The organism is Citrobacter amalonaticus, from assembly GCF_018252635.1.
In the GTDB taxonomy this organism is placed as follows: Bacteria; Pseudomonadota; Gammaproteobacteria; order Enterobacterales; family Enterobacteriaceae; genus Citrobacter_A; species Citrobacter_A amalonaticus_E.
On record NZ_JAGTXM010000003.1, the window covers coordinates 86,321 to 101,087 of the forward strand.

General features: G+C 54.4%; 8 protein-coding genes. 3 read left to right on the forward strand and 5 right to left on the reverse strand.

The features are described 5' to 3' along the window. Positions 1–60: 60 nt before the first annotated feature. Complete coding sequence (acnB, locus tag KE671_RS10185) at positions 61–2,658, reverse strand: bifunctional aconitate hydratase 2/2-methylisocitrate dehydratase (RefSeq protein WP_206162856.1); 2,598 nt, start codon at positions 2,656–2,658, stop codon at positions 61–63. A 398-nt stretch (positions 2,659–3,056) separates the two neighbouring features. Between acnB and KE671_RS10190 the strand changes: the two genes are divergently transcribed. Continuing rightward, positions 3,057–4,706 (forward strand): DUF3300 domain-containing protein, encoded by a 1,650-nt coding sequence (locus tag KE671_RS10190; RefSeq protein ID WP_206162857.1) that lies wholly within the window; start codon positions 3,057–3,059, stop codon positions 4,704–4,706. Positions 4,707–4,718: 12 nt separating this feature from the next. Next, positions 4,719–5,510, forward strand: coding sequence for a DUF2950 family protein (locus tag KE671_RS10195; RefSeq protein ID WP_206162858.1), 792 nt, complete (start codon positions 4,719–4,721; stop codon positions 5,508–5,510). A 55-nt stretch (positions 5,511–5,565) separates the two neighbouring features. On the opposite strand, the gene lpdA is transcribed toward KE671_RS10195, so the two are convergent. The 4 genes from lpdA to pdhR all read right to left on the reverse strand — a co-directional run bounded on the left by lpdA (position 5,566) and on the right by pdhR (position 12,687). After that, complete coding sequence (lpdA, locus tag KE671_RS10200) at positions 5,566–6,993, reverse strand: dihydrolipoyl dehydrogenase (protein ID WP_042323808.1); 1,428 nt, start codon at positions 6,991–6,993, stop codon at positions 5,566–5,568. A gap of 199 nt (positions 6,994–7,192) precedes the next feature. Then, a complete protein-coding gene (gene aceF, locus KE671_RS10205) occupies positions 7,193–9,082 on the reverse strand; it encodes a pyruvate dehydrogenase complex dihydrolipoyllysine-residue acetyltransferase (protein WP_206162859.1) in 1,890 nt (629 codons plus the stop codon). A gap of 14 nt (positions 9,083–9,096) precedes the next feature. Then, the gene (gene aceE / locus KE671_RS10210) at positions 9,097–11,760 is read right to left on the reverse strand and encodes a pyruvate dehydrogenase (acetyl-transferring), homodimeric type (protein WP_206162860.1); all 2,664 of its coding nucleotides are present in this window, start codon (positions 11,758–11,760) and stop codon (positions 9,097–9,099) included. A 162-nt stretch (positions 11,761–11,922) separates the two neighbouring features. After that, positions 11,923–12,687 (reverse strand): pyruvate dehydrogenase complex transcriptional repressor PdhR, encoded by a 765-nt coding sequence (gene pdhR, locus KE671_RS10215; RefSeq protein ID WP_042997914.1) that lies wholly within the window; start codon positions 12,685–12,687, stop codon positions 11,923–11,925. 588 nt (positions 12,688–13,275) lie between these two features. Between pdhR and aroP the strand changes: the two genes are divergently transcribed. Next, positions 13,276–14,649: an aromatic amino acid transporter AroP gene (gene aroP, locus KE671_RS10220; protein ID WP_206162861.1), complete on the forward strand. Its 1,374-nt coding sequence runs from the start codon at positions 13,276–13,278 to the stop codon at positions 14,647–14,649. The last annotated feature ends 118 nt before the right edge of the window (positions 14,650–14,767 follow it).

Below are 14,767 nucleotides of genomic sequence, written 5' to 3' on the forward strand. Positions count from 1 at the left end.
GCCCGGAGAAGCACGCTTCACCGGGCATTGATGCTTTTTCACGCGAAATGCGTTAGCGCATTACACCGCTGTCTGGAAAATCACACCGTCCGCTTTCTCAGTGTACTGAGAGAGCTGGTCAAAGTTCAGATAACGGTAGGTGTCGACTGCCGTTTTATCAACCTGCGCCACATAGGTCTGGTACTCTTCCGGCGTCGGCAGTTTGCCGAGAAGCGCAGCAACGGCAGCCAGCTCCGCAGAGGCCAGATAAACGTTCGCACCGGTACCTAAACGGTTCGGGAAATTACGCGTAGAGGTCGATACCACCGTCGCGCCGTCTGCGACGCGCGCCTGGTTACCCATACACAGTGAACAGCCCGGGATTTCAATACGCGCCCCGCTCTTACCAAAGACGCTGTAGTAGCCCTCTTCAGTCAGCTGTGCCGCATCCATACGGGTTGGCGGCGCGACCCACAGACGCGTCGGCAACTGGCCTTTATGCGCATCCAGCAGCTTGCCGGCCGCACGGAAGTGACCGATGTTGGTCATACAGGAACCAATGAACACTTCGTCGATTTTATCGCCCTGCACATCGGAGAGCAGACGCGCATCGTCCGGATCGTTCGGTGCACACAGGATAGGCTCTTTGATATCGGCCAGATCGATGTCGATCACTGCGGCATATTCTGCATCCGCATCGCCTTCCAGCAGTTCAGGTTCCGCCAGCCATTTTTCCATGCCCTGAATACGACGTTCCAGCGTACGACGGTCACCGTAACCTTCCGCAATCATCCACTTCAGCAGTACGATGTTGGAAGTCAGGTATTCAATGATTGGCTCTTTGTTGAGCTTAATGGTGCAACCGGCAGCGGAACGCTCTGCTGACGCATCGGTCAGCTCGAACGCCTGCTCAACTTTCAGATCCGGCAGACCTTCAATTTCCAGGATGCGGCCAGAGAAGATGTTCTTCTTGCCTTTCTTCTCAACGGTCAGCAGGCCCTGCTTGATCGCATACAGCGGAATGGCGTGAACCAGATCGCGCAGGGTAATACCCGGCTGCATTTTGCCTTTGAATCGCACCAGCACCGATTCCGGCATGTCCAGCGGCATAACGCCGGTCGCCGCAGCAAACGCGACCAGACCGGAGCCTGCCGGGAAAGAGATACCAATTGGGAAACGGGTATGAGAGTCACCACCGGTACCGACGGTATCCGGCAGCAGCATACGGTTCAGCCAGGAGTGGATCACGCCATCGCCCGGACGCAGCGACACGCCGCCACGGTTCATAATGAAGTCCGGCAGCGTGTGGTGCGTGGTGACGTCAACCGGTTTCGGATAAGCCGCAGTGTGACAGAAAGATTGCATCACCAGGTCGGAAGAGAAGCCCAGGCACGCCAGGTCTTTCAGTTCGTCACGGGTCATTGGGCCGGTGGTGTCCTGAGAACCCACGGAGGTCATCTTCGGTTCGCAGTACGCGCCCGGACGGATACCGGCGACGCCGCACGCACGGCCAACCATTTTCTGTGCCAGTGAATAACCACGGCTGCTTTCCGCTACGTCTTTCGCCTGACGGAACACGTCGCTGTGCGGCAGGCCCAGCGCTTCACGCGCTTTGGTGGTCAGACCGCGACCAATGATCAGCGGAATACGACCGCCCGCACGGACTTCATCAACCAGCACGTCGGTTTTCAGTTCGAAGCTTGCCAGCAGTTCACCGGTTTCATGGTTACGGACTTCACCTTTGAACGGGTAAACGTCAATCACATCACCCATGTTCAGGTTTGATACATCCACTTCGATCGGCAGTGCGCCCGCATCTTCCATGGTGTTGAAGAAGATAGGGGCGATTTTACCGCCGAGGCAAAGACCGCCGCCACGCTTGTTAGGCACATACGGAATGTCATCGCCCATGAACCACAGCACGGAGTTGGTGGCGGATTTACGTGAAGAACCCGTCCCGACGACGTCACCGACGTAAGCCAACGGGTAACCTTTGCTCGCCAGGGCTTCGATCTGTTTGATCGGGCCAACGACACCCGGCTGATCCGGCTCAATGCCTTCACGGGCGTTTTTCAGCATCGCTAACGCGTGCAGCGGGATATCCGGACGAGACCACGCATCAGGTGCCGGAGACAGGTCATCGGTGTTAGTTTCACCGGTAACTTTGAAAACAGTGACGGTCATTTTTTCAGCCAGCGGCGGACGGCTCAGGAACCATTCGGCCTCCGCCCAGGACTGCATCACCTGCTTCGCATATTCGTTACCTGCTTTGGCTTTTTCTTCTACGTCATAGAAGTTATCGAACATCAGCAGCGTATGGGAGAGTGCTTTGGCGGCAATCGGTGCCAGTTTCGCATTGTCCAGGGCGTCAATCAGCGGATGGATGTTGTAACCACCCTGCATGGTGCCGAGCAGTTCAATCGCTTTTTCAGGCGTAATCAGTGGGGAGGTCGTTTCGCCTTTCGCGATGGCAGCGAGGAAACCGGCTTTGACATAGGCGGCTTCATCGACGCCCGGGGGAACGCGGTTGATCAACAGATCTAACAGGAATTCTTCTTCGCCCGCAGGCGGTGCTTTCAGCAGCTCGACGAGCGCGGCCATTTGGGTTGCATCTAAAGGTTTGGGCACAATCCCCTCGGCGGCACGTTCTGCTACGTGCTTACGGTATTCTTCTAGCACGACGGTTCTCCTCGCTCTCATTGTCATAGTGCGGCGCTTTATCGATGGGCGATTCTCTTCACGCTCCTGTGAGACAGCAGTTTGTAGGGTAAATGCCCGGTACCGCAATGGGCAGAATAACAGGATTTTAGTGAGGTGTTAATCTGTTTACAAAAAAGCAACATAAAAAAGTGGCTGAATCGTTAAGGATGGTCTAATGCCCTTTTCGATTTCAGAAGCGGGGAATTAATCGCTGTTACGAATCGTCACACTATTTCGCATTCTTATAATCACTCTGCTGTACCGATCCCAAGATTCGTCAAAAATTAAACTATCGTCTCTTTATACTCACGCAACACTGCACCTGCGGGTGGCAGCACTTCGACCATTGCGATTTCCATGAAATCGGGAGTAAGAATATGACGTTGCCCTTTAAACCCCATGTGCTTGCGTTGATCTGTAGCGCCGGGCTACTCGCGGCTTCAGGCGTGCTGTATGTCAAAAGCCGCACACCGGAAGCCCCAGCGCTACCCGCGACGCCCGTCGCGGCGCAACCGCCCGCGCCTGCCGACGCCTCTCAGGTCGCGAAAACGAGCTTTACCACCGCGCAAATCGATCAATGGGTCGCGCCGATTGCCCTTTATCCGGATCCACTGCTTTCTCAGGTACTGATGGCCTCGACCTATCCGGTTAGCGTCGTCCAGGCGGTACAATGGTCGCGCGATAATCCGACACAGCAAGGCGATGCCGCCATTCAGGCCGTCGCAAAGCAGCCGTGGGATCCCAGCGTGAAGTCGCTGGTCGCTTTTCCGCAACTCATGACGCTGATGGGGGAAAACCCGGAGTGGGTGCAAAACCTCGGTGATGCATTTCTGGCGCAACCGCAGGATGTGATGGATTCAGTGCAGCGCCTGCGCTTACTGGCCCAGCAAACCGGCTCGCTGAAATCCACCCCGCAGCAGACGGTGACCAGCACGCCGAAAAAGAGCGTCGCGGCAGCTTCCTCAACCATGGCCTCTGCGACAACGTCCAGCGCCGTCACCACTGCCCCAGCCTCTACGGTGATTAAAATTGAGCCCGCAGATCCGCAGGTGGTGTACGTCCCCAGCTATAACCCCTCTACGGTTTACGGGACCTGGCCCAACACCGCCTATCCGCCGGTGTATCTACCGCCGACGCCTGGCGAACAGTTTGCCGGCAGTTTTGTTAAGGGATTCGGTTACAGCCTTGGCGTCGCCACCACCTATGCGCTGTTCAGCAATATCGACTGGGATGACGATGATCATCACCACGATGACGATCACCATCATGACGACGATCGTCATGGCGGTCATGGTTATCAGCACAATGGCGATAACATCAATATCAACGTCGATAACTTCAACCGCATTTCCGGGCAGAATCTGAAAACGCAGAATATGACCTGGCAGCACAACCCGGCTTATCGTGGTGGAGTTCCGTATCAGAATGATGCGACGGCGCAGCGTTTCCGTCCGACCAACGTCAGCGGCGGTCGCAGTGCCACACAGCAACCTGCAGCGACCACTTCCCGCGACAGCCAGCGTCAGGCAGCGATGGCACAACTGCAACAGCGTCATCCGGAAGCGTCTAAAACGCTGCCTCAGCCCCCCTCTGCCACAACGCGTGATGCCCAGCGTAAAGCGGCATCTCAACAGTTGAATCAGGTTGCCCGGCGCAATAACTATCGCGGCTACGACGACGACAACACACGTCGTCAGAGTGCGCAGCAGACGTTGAAACAATCGACCACGCCGGCACAACAACAGTATCGTGACGATCTCAGGGCCAAAGCGCAGCAACACCCGATCTCACAACAGCAGCGGGAAACGGTACGCCAACGTGTCGAGTCTTCCACGCCACAGCAGCGTCAGCAGGTATTCCAGCAAAACCGGGCGAATGCCTTTAGCGGCAATGACAGTCGCTCGCCGAACTGGCAATCGCAGCAACAGCGCGGTCAGGAAAGCCGTCGTCTGAGTAATGTCAGCCATGGGCAACCTGCCCCCGCGCGCGATCGCGTATCAGAACACCACGAATTTCGCCGTCGTTAACCGGAGCCCATAATGAAGAAAATCATGCTTAGCGTCCTGCTGCTCTCGACCCCGCTTATGGGCTATGCCCAGCAAATGTTCGCCACACCCGATGCCGCCGCAAGCGCGTTTGCGAAAGCGGTTGCCGGAAATAACGACGCAGAGCTTGCTATTGTGCTTGGCGATGACTGGCGTCAGTTTTTACCTCCGGAAGGCGCGGATCCGGAAGCCGTCGCACGTTTTAATCGTGACTGGAAGGTGCACCATCAGATTATCCAGCAAGGTAACGTGGCGCATCTGAACGTTGGTCAGGAAAACTGGCAGTTGCCTATCCCTATCGTGAAAACGCACAACGGCTGGCATTTCGATATGCCAGCGGCGCAAGATGAGATCCTGACACGCGCGATTGGTCGCAACGAATTATCAGCGATTCAGGCCATGCGCGCCTATGTCGATGCCCAGTATGACTACTGGCAGCGTAAGCAGACCTTTGCGACGCGGATTATCAGTCATAATGGGCAACAGGATGGGTTGTACTGGCCGGTAAAACCGGGTGAGCTCCCCAGCCCATTAGGCCCAGCCTTTAGCCCTGTCTCACCGGGTGAAGGGTATCACGGCTACTATTTCCGCATTATTGCCAGCGACAACGCGAAAGGCTTTGCGTTGCTGGCATGGCCGGTTACCTGGGGCGAAACGGGCGTGATGAGCTTTATGGTTAGCCAGGATGACCGCGTGTATCAGACGGATTTAGGGGAAGATAGTGGGCTAAAAGCCATCGCCATAGATAAATTTACGCCACACGATCCCTGGAAACCGGTGGAGTAACAGGCATAAAAAAAGCGGCATTTACGCCGCTTTTTTGTCGCTGGAAGGCTGAAGCTTACTTCTTCTTCTTCGCCTTCGCGTTCGGCAGGTCAGTGATGCTACCTTCGAACACTTCTGCCGCCAGGCCCACGGACTCGTGCAGAGTCGGGTGCGCGTGGATGGTCAGCGCGATGTCTTCTGCGTCACAGCCCATTTCGATCGCCAGACCGATTTCACCCAGCAGCTCACCGCCGTTGGTGCCGACAATCGCCCCACCGATAACGCGGTGAGTTTCTTTGTCGAAAATCAGTTTGGTCATACCGTCTGCGCAGTCGGAAGCGATAGCACGACCAGAAGCAGCCCACGGGAAGGTGGCGGTCTCAAAGCTGATGCCTTTCTCTTTCGCTTCTTTCTCCGTCAGACCAACCCATGCCACTTCTGGTTCAGTGTAGGCAATGGATGGGATCACTTTCGGATCGAAGTAGTGCTTCATGCCGGCGATAACTTCAGCGGCAACGTGACCTTCGTGGACACCTTTGTGCGCCAGCATTGGCTGACCGACGATATCGCCGATAGCAAAGATGTGCGGCACGTTGGTGCGCAGCTGCTTGTCAACGCGGATGAAGCCACGATCGTCCACTTCCACGCCCGCTTTGCCCGCGTCAAGGTTTTTACCGTTCGGTACACGACCGATGGCCACCAGCACGGCATCATAACGCTGCGCTTCAGCCGGTGCTTTTTTGCCTTCCATGGAAACGTAAATACCGTCTTCTTTCGCTTCAACGGCAGTCACTTTGGTTTCCAGCATCAGGTTGAATTTCTTACCGATGCGTTTGGTGAAGACTTTAACGATATCTTTGTCAGCGGCCGGGATAACCTGGTCGAACATTTCAACCACGTCAATCTCTGAACCCAGCGCGTGGTACACGGTACCCATTTCCAGACCGATGATACCGCCACCCATGACCAGCAGACGCTTCGGTACGGATTTCAGTTCCAGGGCGTCGGTGGAATCCCACACGCGCGGATCCTCATGCGGAATGAACGGCAACTGGATCGGACGGGAACCCGCCGCGATGATTGCGTTGTCGAAGTTGATCACGGTTTTGCCGTTCTCGCCTTCCACTTCCAGGGTGTTCGCCCCGGTGAATTTACCCAGACCGGTAACCACTTTCACTTTACGGCCTTTCGCCATACCCGCCAGACCGCCGGTCAGCTGAGTGATTACTTTTTCTTTCCAGGTACGAATCTTGTCGATATCGGTTTTCGGCTCGCCGAAGACGATACCGTGTTCCGCCAATGCTTTGGCTTCTTCGATAACTTTTGCAACGTGCAGCAGTGCTTTAGAAGGGATACAGCCGACGTTCAGACAAACACCACCGAGGGTGCTGTAACGTTCTACGATTACGGTTTCCAGACCTAAATCAGCGCAACGGAAGGCTGCAGAGTAACCTGCGGGGCCTGCCCCAAGTACCACGACCTGAGTTTTGATTTCAGTACTCATCATGACCTCTTAATTTATTTCCGGCGATCCCTGGTCTTGTCGCCCATCGTCCACCGGGTCGTTCTATCCGTCCGTATTTTACAAAATTGTTAACAATTTTGAAACAACAAAACGGCAACGATTTATCTTTAGCACTAATAACCCCAAAACCATCATGAGATTACCAGAAAAAAGCCGGCCGTCGGGCCGGCTTTTTTGCTTACATCACCAGGCGGCGAATGTCAGACAGCATATTGTTGATGATGGTAATGAAACGCGCACCATCAGCACCGTCAATCACGCGGTGGTCGAAGGACAGAGAGATCGGCATCATCAGACGCGGTACAAACTCTTTACCGTTCCACACCGGCTCCATCGCCGACTTGGACACACCGAGGATCGCCACTTCAGGCGCGTTCACAATCGGTGCAAAGTGGGTGGTACCCAGGCCGCCGATGCTGGAGATGGTGAAGCAACCGCCCTGCATTTCGCCCGCGGTCAGCTTACCGTCACGCGCTTTCTTAGAGATAGCCGTTAGTTCACGAGACAGCTCGGTAACGCTCTTCTTGTTCACGTCTTTAAAGACCGGAACCACCAGACCGTTTGGCGTATCAACCGCCACACCGATGTTGATGTATTTTTTCAGCGTCAGGCGCTGGCCGTCTTCAGACAGCGAACTGTTAAAGCGAGGCATCTGCTCAAGCGCCGCAGCAACCGCTTTCATGATGAAGACCACTGGGGTGAATTTCACATCCAGTTTGCGCTTCTCAGCTTCAGCGTTCTGCTGTTTACGGAACGCTTCCAGGTCGGTGATATCGGTTTTGTCGAAGTGGGTAACGTGCGGGATCATCACCCAGTTACGGCTCAGGTTAGCACCAGAGATTTTCTGGATGCGACCCAGTTCCACTTCTTCAATTTCACCAAACTTGCTGAAGTCGACTTTCGGCCACGGCAGCATGCCCGGGATACCGCCACCTGCTGCGGCGGCCGGAGCGGCTTCCGCACGCTTGATAGCGTCTTTCACGTAAGTCTGAACGTCTTCGCGCAGGATACGACCTTTACGGCCTGTGCCCTTCACTTTCGCCAGGTTCACACCGAACTCGCGCGCCAGACGGCGAATCAGCGGGGTCGCATGAACATAAGCGTCGTTCTCAGCAAACTCAGATTTGCCTTCGGCTTTCGCTGCCGGAGCTGCGGCAGCTGGCGCAGGTGCAGCGACCGCAGCCGGTGCGGCTGCTGGCTGTGACGCGGCAGCAGCAGGTGCTGCGCCTTCCACTTCGAAGACCATAATCAGAGAGCCGGTTTTCACTTTATCGCCGGTGCTGATTTTGATTTCTTTAACGGTACCCGCGAACGGCGCCGGGACTTCCATAGAAGCTTTATCGCCTTCAACGGTGATCAGTGATTGTTCAGCGGCCACTTTGTCGCCCACTTTCACCATCACTTCGGTCACTTCAACTTCGTCACCGCCGATGTCCGGTACGTTAACATCTTTCGCGCCAGTGGCTGCAGGAGCCGCAGCGGCAGCTGGAGCGGCTGCCTGAGCAGGCGCGGCAGCAGGCGCTGCGCCTGCGACTTCAAAGACCATAATCAGAGAACCGGTAGACACTTTGTCGCCGGTGTTGATTTTGATCTCTTTCACGGTACCCGCGAACGGGGCCGGTACTTCCATGGACGCTTTGTCGCCTTCCACGGTGATCAGGGACTGCTCAGCGGCGATGGTGTCGCCCACTTTGACCATGATTTCAGTGACTTCAACTTCGTCGCCGCCGATATCCGGTACGTGTACTTCTTTCGCAGCCGCTGCAGCCGGCGCCGCTGCCGGAGCCGCTTCTTTCTTCTCTTCTGCCGGAGCAGGTGCAGCGTCTGCTGCACCGTCAGCGGAATCGAATATCATGATAAGTGCGCCAGTCTCGGTTTTGTCGCCAACAGAGACTTTGATCTCTTTAACAACGCCAGCCTGCGGAGACGGGACTTCCATAGAGGCTTTATCGCCTTCTACGGTGATCAGCGACTGTTCAGCTTCAACCTTGTCGCCCACTTTGACCAGGATCTCGGTGATTTCAACTTCATCTGCCCCGATGTCCGGTACTTTGATTTCGATAGCCATTATTCTTTTACCTCTTACGCCAGACGCGGGTTAACTTTTTCTGCATCGATGTTGAATTTGGTAATTGCATCCGCAACCACTTTCTTATCGATTTCGCCACGTTTAGCCAGTTCGCCCAGTGCCGCTACCACCACGTAGGAAGCATCCACTTCGAAGTGGTGACGCAGGTTTTCACGGCTGTCAGAGCGACCGAAACCGTCGGTACCCAGTACGCGATAATCATCAGCCGGTACATAAGTACGAACCTGTTCAGCAAACAGTTTCATATAGTCAGTTGATGCTACAGCCGGCGCGTCGTTCATCACCTGAGCGATATACGGAACGCGCGGGGTTTCCAGCGGGTGCAGCATGTTCCAGCGCTCGCAATCCTGGCCGTCACGCGCCAGTTCAGTGAAGGAGGTCACGCTGTAGACGTCAGAGCCCACGCCATAGTCTTTCGCCAGGATCTGTGCGGCCTCACGAACGTGACGCAGGATAGAACCGGAGCCCAGCAGCTGTACTTTACCTTTGCTACCTTCCAGGGTTTCGAGTTTGTAGATACCTTTACGGATACCTTCCTCAGCACCTTCCGGCATGGCTGGCATGTGGTAGTTTTCGTTCAGCGTGGTGATGTAGTAGTAAACGTTCTCTTGTTTCTCACCGTACATACGCTGCAGACCATCATGCATGATGACCGCAACTTCGTACGCGTAAGACGGATCGTAAGAGATACAGTTCGGGATAGTCAGAGACTGAATATGGCTGTGACCATCTTCGTGCTGCAAACCTTCACCGTTCAGTGTTGTACGACCAGACGTTCCGCCAATCAGGAAGCCACGCGCCTGCTGGTCACCTGCTGCCCAGCACAGGTCGCCAATACGCTGGAACCCGAACATGGAGTAGTAGATGTAGAACGGAATCATCGGCAGATCGTTGGTGCTGTAAGAGGTCGCCGCCGCCAGCCAGGAAGAACCTGCGCCCAGCTCGTTGATCCCTTCCTGCAGAATCTGGCCTTTCTCGTCTTCTTTGTAGTAAGCAACCTGCTCGCGGTCCTGCGGGGTGTACTGCTGGCCGTTCGGGCTGTAAATACCGATCTGACGGAACAGACCTTCCATACCGAAAGTACGCGCTTCGTCAGCAATGATCGGAACCAGACGATCTTTGATCGATTTGTTCTTCAGCATCACGTTCAGGGCACGCACGAAAGCGATAGTGGTGGAGATCTCTTTGTTCTGCTCTTCCAGCAGCGCACCGAAGTCTTCCAGGGTCGGCAGTTCCAGCTTCTCAGTGAAGTTCGGCTGGCGACTCGGCAGGTAGCCATGCAGTGCCTGGCGGCGTTCGTGCAGATATTTGTGCTCTTCAGAACCTTCCGGGAAGGTAATGTAGGACAGTTTCTCAACCTGCTCGTCGGTGACCGGAACATTGAAGCGGTCGCGGATATAGCGCACGCCGTCCATGTTCATTTTCTTCACCTGGTGCGCGATGTTTTTACCTTCAGCGGTGTCACCCATGCCATAACCTTTGATGGTATGGGCCAGGATTACGGTGGCTTTGCCTTTGGTTTCCTGCGCTTTTTTCAGTGCAGCGTAGACTTTCTTCGGATCGTGACCACCACGGTTCAGCGCCCAGATCTGCTCATCAGTCCAGTCTGCAACCAGTGCAGCGGTTTCCGGGTATTTACCGAAGAAGTGTTCACGAACATACGCGCCATCTTTGGATTTGAAGGTCTGGTAATCGCCGTCAACGGTTTCGTTCATCAGTTGGATCAGTTTACCGCTGGTATCTTTACGCAGCAGCTCATCCCAACGACCGCCCCACATCACTTTGATCACGTTCCAGCCAGCGCCATCGAAGATGCCTTCCAGTTCGTTAACGATTTTGCCGTTACCGGTGACCGGGCCATCCAGACGCTGCAGGTTACAGTTGATGACGAAGACCAGGTTGTCCAGTTTTTCACGGGTGGCGATAGTGATAGCACCCTTGGATTCCGGTTCGTCCATTTCACCGTCGCCCAGGAAGGCGTACACGGTCTGTTTGGAGGTGTCTTTCAGGCCACGGTGTTCCAGATATTTCAGGAATTTAGCCTGATAGATAGCACCGATTGGACCCAGCCCCATAGAAACGGTCGGGAACTGCCAGAACTCCGGCATCAGTTTCGGGTGCGGGTAAGAAGACAGGCCATTGCCATGTACTTCCTGACGGAAGTTGTCCATCTGCTCTTCAGTCAGACGACCTTCCAGGAATGCGCGAGCGTAAATGCCCGGGGAAATGTGACCCTGGAAGTAAACCAGGTCGCCGCCATCCTGCTCATTGCGGGCGCGGAAGAAGTGGTTGAAGCAAACATCGTATACCGTCGCAGAAGACTGGAAAGATGCCATGTGACCGCCCAGCTCGAGGTCTTTTTTAGACGCACGCAGCACGGTCATGATGGCGTTCCAACGGATTGCAGAACGAATGCGACGCTCCAGCTCCAGATTGCCCGGATATTCCGGCTCATCTTCAACGGCAATAGTGTTGATGTAATTGCTTGCCCCTGTACCTGCCGCTACTTTCACGCCGCCTTTGCGGGCTTCAGAAAGAAGCTGGTCAATCAGATACTGAGCGCGCTCAACACCTTCTTCACGGATGACCGATTCGATCGCCTGTAGCCAGTCGCGAGTTTCGATCGGATCCACGTCATTTGGGAAACGTTCTGACATGGGGGTATTCCTTATCTATCTAATACGTTGAGTTATCTGGAACCTGTCCCATTGGGTTCTCGCCAGAGAACGCAATAAGACAGGTTCTGCGTTTAGTTGCCGCGCTTTAAGTTAGCGCTTGATTTACAACATCTTCTGGCTAACGAGCTACCAGAAAAATCACTAATTCTTTCGCTGCTCCAGACGACGTAAGGCGCGTTCACGACGACTCTCCTCACGGCTGCGGTCAAGGAGAATCTCTTCGATAAACGCCAGATGGCGATGTGATGCTTCACGCGCCTCTTCCGGCTTACCGGCAATAATCGCTTCGAAAATACGGGTGCGGTGACCACTCACCAGCGGAAGCATCTCGCGACGCGAATAGAGCAATTCAAAGTTCTGACGAACGTTCTGGGCCAGCATGGGCTCCATACACCTTAGCAGATGGAGCAAAACCACATTGTGTGCCGCTTCGGTAACAGCAATTTGATACTGGAGGACGGCATCAGACTCGGCATCGCGGTCACCTGACTCTTGCGCCAGTTCGATGGCATGGTGCAGTTCGCGAATGCGCGTTTTGTCTTCATCCGTGCTGCGCAGCGCTGCGTAGTATGCAGCAATGCCTTCCAGCGCGTGGCGCGTCTCAAGCAGGTCAAACTGGGATTCAGGATGGTCGGAGAGCAATTCTACCAGTGGATCGCTAAAGCTCTGCCACAGGCTGCTCTGAACAAAAGTGCCACCGCCCTGGCGACGAAGCAGCAATCCCTTCGCTTCGAGACGTTGAATCGCCTCACGCAAGGAGGGACGGGAGACGTCGAACTGTTTCGCCAGTTCGCGTTCCGGTGGGAGCTTTTCGCCCGGGCGCAGTGTGCCCTCAAGGATCAAAAACTCCAGCTGTTGCTCAATCACATCGGATAATTTTGGTTGGCGGATTTTGCTGTAGGCCATGATGTCCTGTCTTAAGCCATTTGCCCGAAGTCAATTGGTCTTACCAATTTCATATCTGTGACGCTAAAGTAACAAAGTATTCACCTTATGTCCATACAGGTTTTGATTGAAATCAGTAAACCAGGCACATTTTAACAACATCACAGAAATAACGTTTCAAACATGTAACTATGCACAAATGTTAAATTTACCACCCTCGAGGTAATTTTAACCTTATTGAAACGAAGAAAAATCCTGGTTGAACCGATTCAGATGAATGTTAATGCAAGAATTGAAAATAAAAATTCAATTCCTGACTGAGCGAAGTGTTATAAGGAGGTAAAGAAGGGATAAACAACTGCTCTCTTTTTAGTCAACTCGTCATCATCCATTCACAAAGCAGGTGCATTCCCTGCCGCATATCATTATTCTGTTCCGGACAAAAGAGTTTCGGCGACATTTTAACAATCATTGCTGTAAACATAATAATACAACAGACGGAATTGCAAACTTACACGCATTACTGCGTAAGACAAATAATAATTACTCAAATTGCCCGGTCGCCCTCACGCGGCCGAGTGTTGAAGGGTAAACCACACACGAGGTTTCATGATGGACAGTCAGCAGCACGGCGAGCAGCTAAAGCGCGGCCTTAAGAACCGCCATATCCAGCTTATCGCGCTGGGCGGCGCGATAGGAACAGGCCTGTTCCTGGGAAGCGCCTCTGTAATTCAGTCCGCGGGCCCCGGTATTATTCTGGGTTATGCGATAGCTGGTTTTATTGCCTTCCTTATTATGCGTCAGTTGGGTGAGATGGTGGTTGAGGAGCCGGTCGCCGGTTCGTTCAGTCACTTTGCCTACAAGTACTGGGGGAGTTTTGCGGGTTTTGCGTCGGGCTGGAACTATTGGGTGCTGTATGTACTGGTTGCAATGGCGGAACTGACCGCCGTCGGCAAGTACATTCAGTTCTGGTGGCCAGAGATCCCCACCTGGGTTTCGGCTGCCGTCTTCTTTATCGCGATCAACGCCATTAACCTGACCAATGTAAAAGTGTTCGGTGAAATGGAGTTCTGGTTTGCCATCATCAAAGTTATCGCGGTAGTCGCGATGATCATCTTCGGCGGCTGGCTGCTGTTCAGCGGCAACGGTGGCCCGCAGGCGACCGTGCGTAACCTGTGGGAACAGGGCGGCTTCCTGCCTCACGGTATGACCGGGCTGGTCATGATGATGGCGATCATCATGTTCTCTTTCGGCGGGCTTGAACTGGTCGGTATCACCGCTGCCGAAGCCGATAACCCGGAGCAGAGCATTCCCAAAGCCACTAATCAGGTTATCTACCGTATTCTGATTTTCTATGTGGGTTCACTTGCCGTTCTGCTTTCCCTGCTACCGTGGACGCGCGTCACCGCCGACACCAGCCCGTTCGTCCTGATCTTCCACGAACTGGGCGATACTTTCGTGGCAAACGCGCTGAATATCGTGGTTCTGACGGCGGCGCTGTCGGTGTACAACAGCTGCGTGTACTGTAACAGCCGCATGTTGTTCGGCCTGGCTCAACAGGGCAACGCGCCGAAATTACTGCTATCCGTCGATAAGCGTGGTGTGCCGGTGAATACCATCATCGTCTCGGCGCTGGTGACGGCAATGTGTGTGTTAATCAACTACATGGCACCAGAATCCGCCTTCGGTCTGCTGATGGCGCTGGTGGTCTCCGCACTGGTAATCAACTGGGCGATGATTAGCCTTGCGCATATCAAGTTCCGCCGCGCGAAGCAGCAGCAGGGAGTGAAAACCCGCTTCCCGGCGCTGTTCTACCCGTTGGGCAACTGGGTCTGTCTGGCCTTCATGGCGGCAGTACTGGTGATTATGCTGATGACGCCGGGTATGGCGATTTCGGTTTACCTGATCCCGGTCTGGCTGGTTGTCCTGGGCATCGGTTATCTGTGCAAACAGAAATCCGCGAAGACGGCGAAAGCACATTAATTCCTTGAACCCTCACCCGTCCTGGGTGAGGGTTGTTACCTGCCTCACACTTTTCCCCCAACAACCATTTCGTCCATATCAGCGGCGCTATCCTGCAACGCAATTAATGGCTTACAGA

Bases quoted from the DNA above. Each gene is read 5' to 3' on its own strand.
- KE671_RS10190 (WP_206162857.1), top strand. From the start codon at position 3,057: ATGACGTTGCCCTTTAAACCCCATGTGCTTGCGTTGATCTGTAGCGCC.
- KE671_RS10195 (WP_206162858.1), top strand. From the start codon at position 4,719: ATGAAGAAAATCATGCTTAGCGTCCTGCTGCTCTCGACCCCGCTTATG.
- lpdA (WP_042323808.1), bottom strand. From the start codon at position 6,993: ATGAGTACTGAAATCAAAACTCAGGTCGTGGTACTTGGGGCAGGCCCC.
- aceF (WP_206162859.1), bottom strand. From the start codon at position 9,082: ATGGCTATCGAAATCAAAGTACCGGACATCGGGGCAGATGAAGTTGAA.
- aceE (WP_206162860.1), bottom strand. From the start codon at position 11,760: ATGTCAGAACGTTTCCCAAATGACGTGGATCCGATCGAAACTCGCGAC.
- pdhR (WP_042997914.1), bottom strand. From the start codon at position 12,687: ATGGCCTACAGCAAAATCCGCCAACCAAAATTATCCGATGTGATTGAG.
- aroP (WP_206162861.1), top strand. From the start codon at position 13,276: ATGATGGACAGTCAGCAGCACGGCGAGCAGCTAAAGCGCGGCCTTAAG.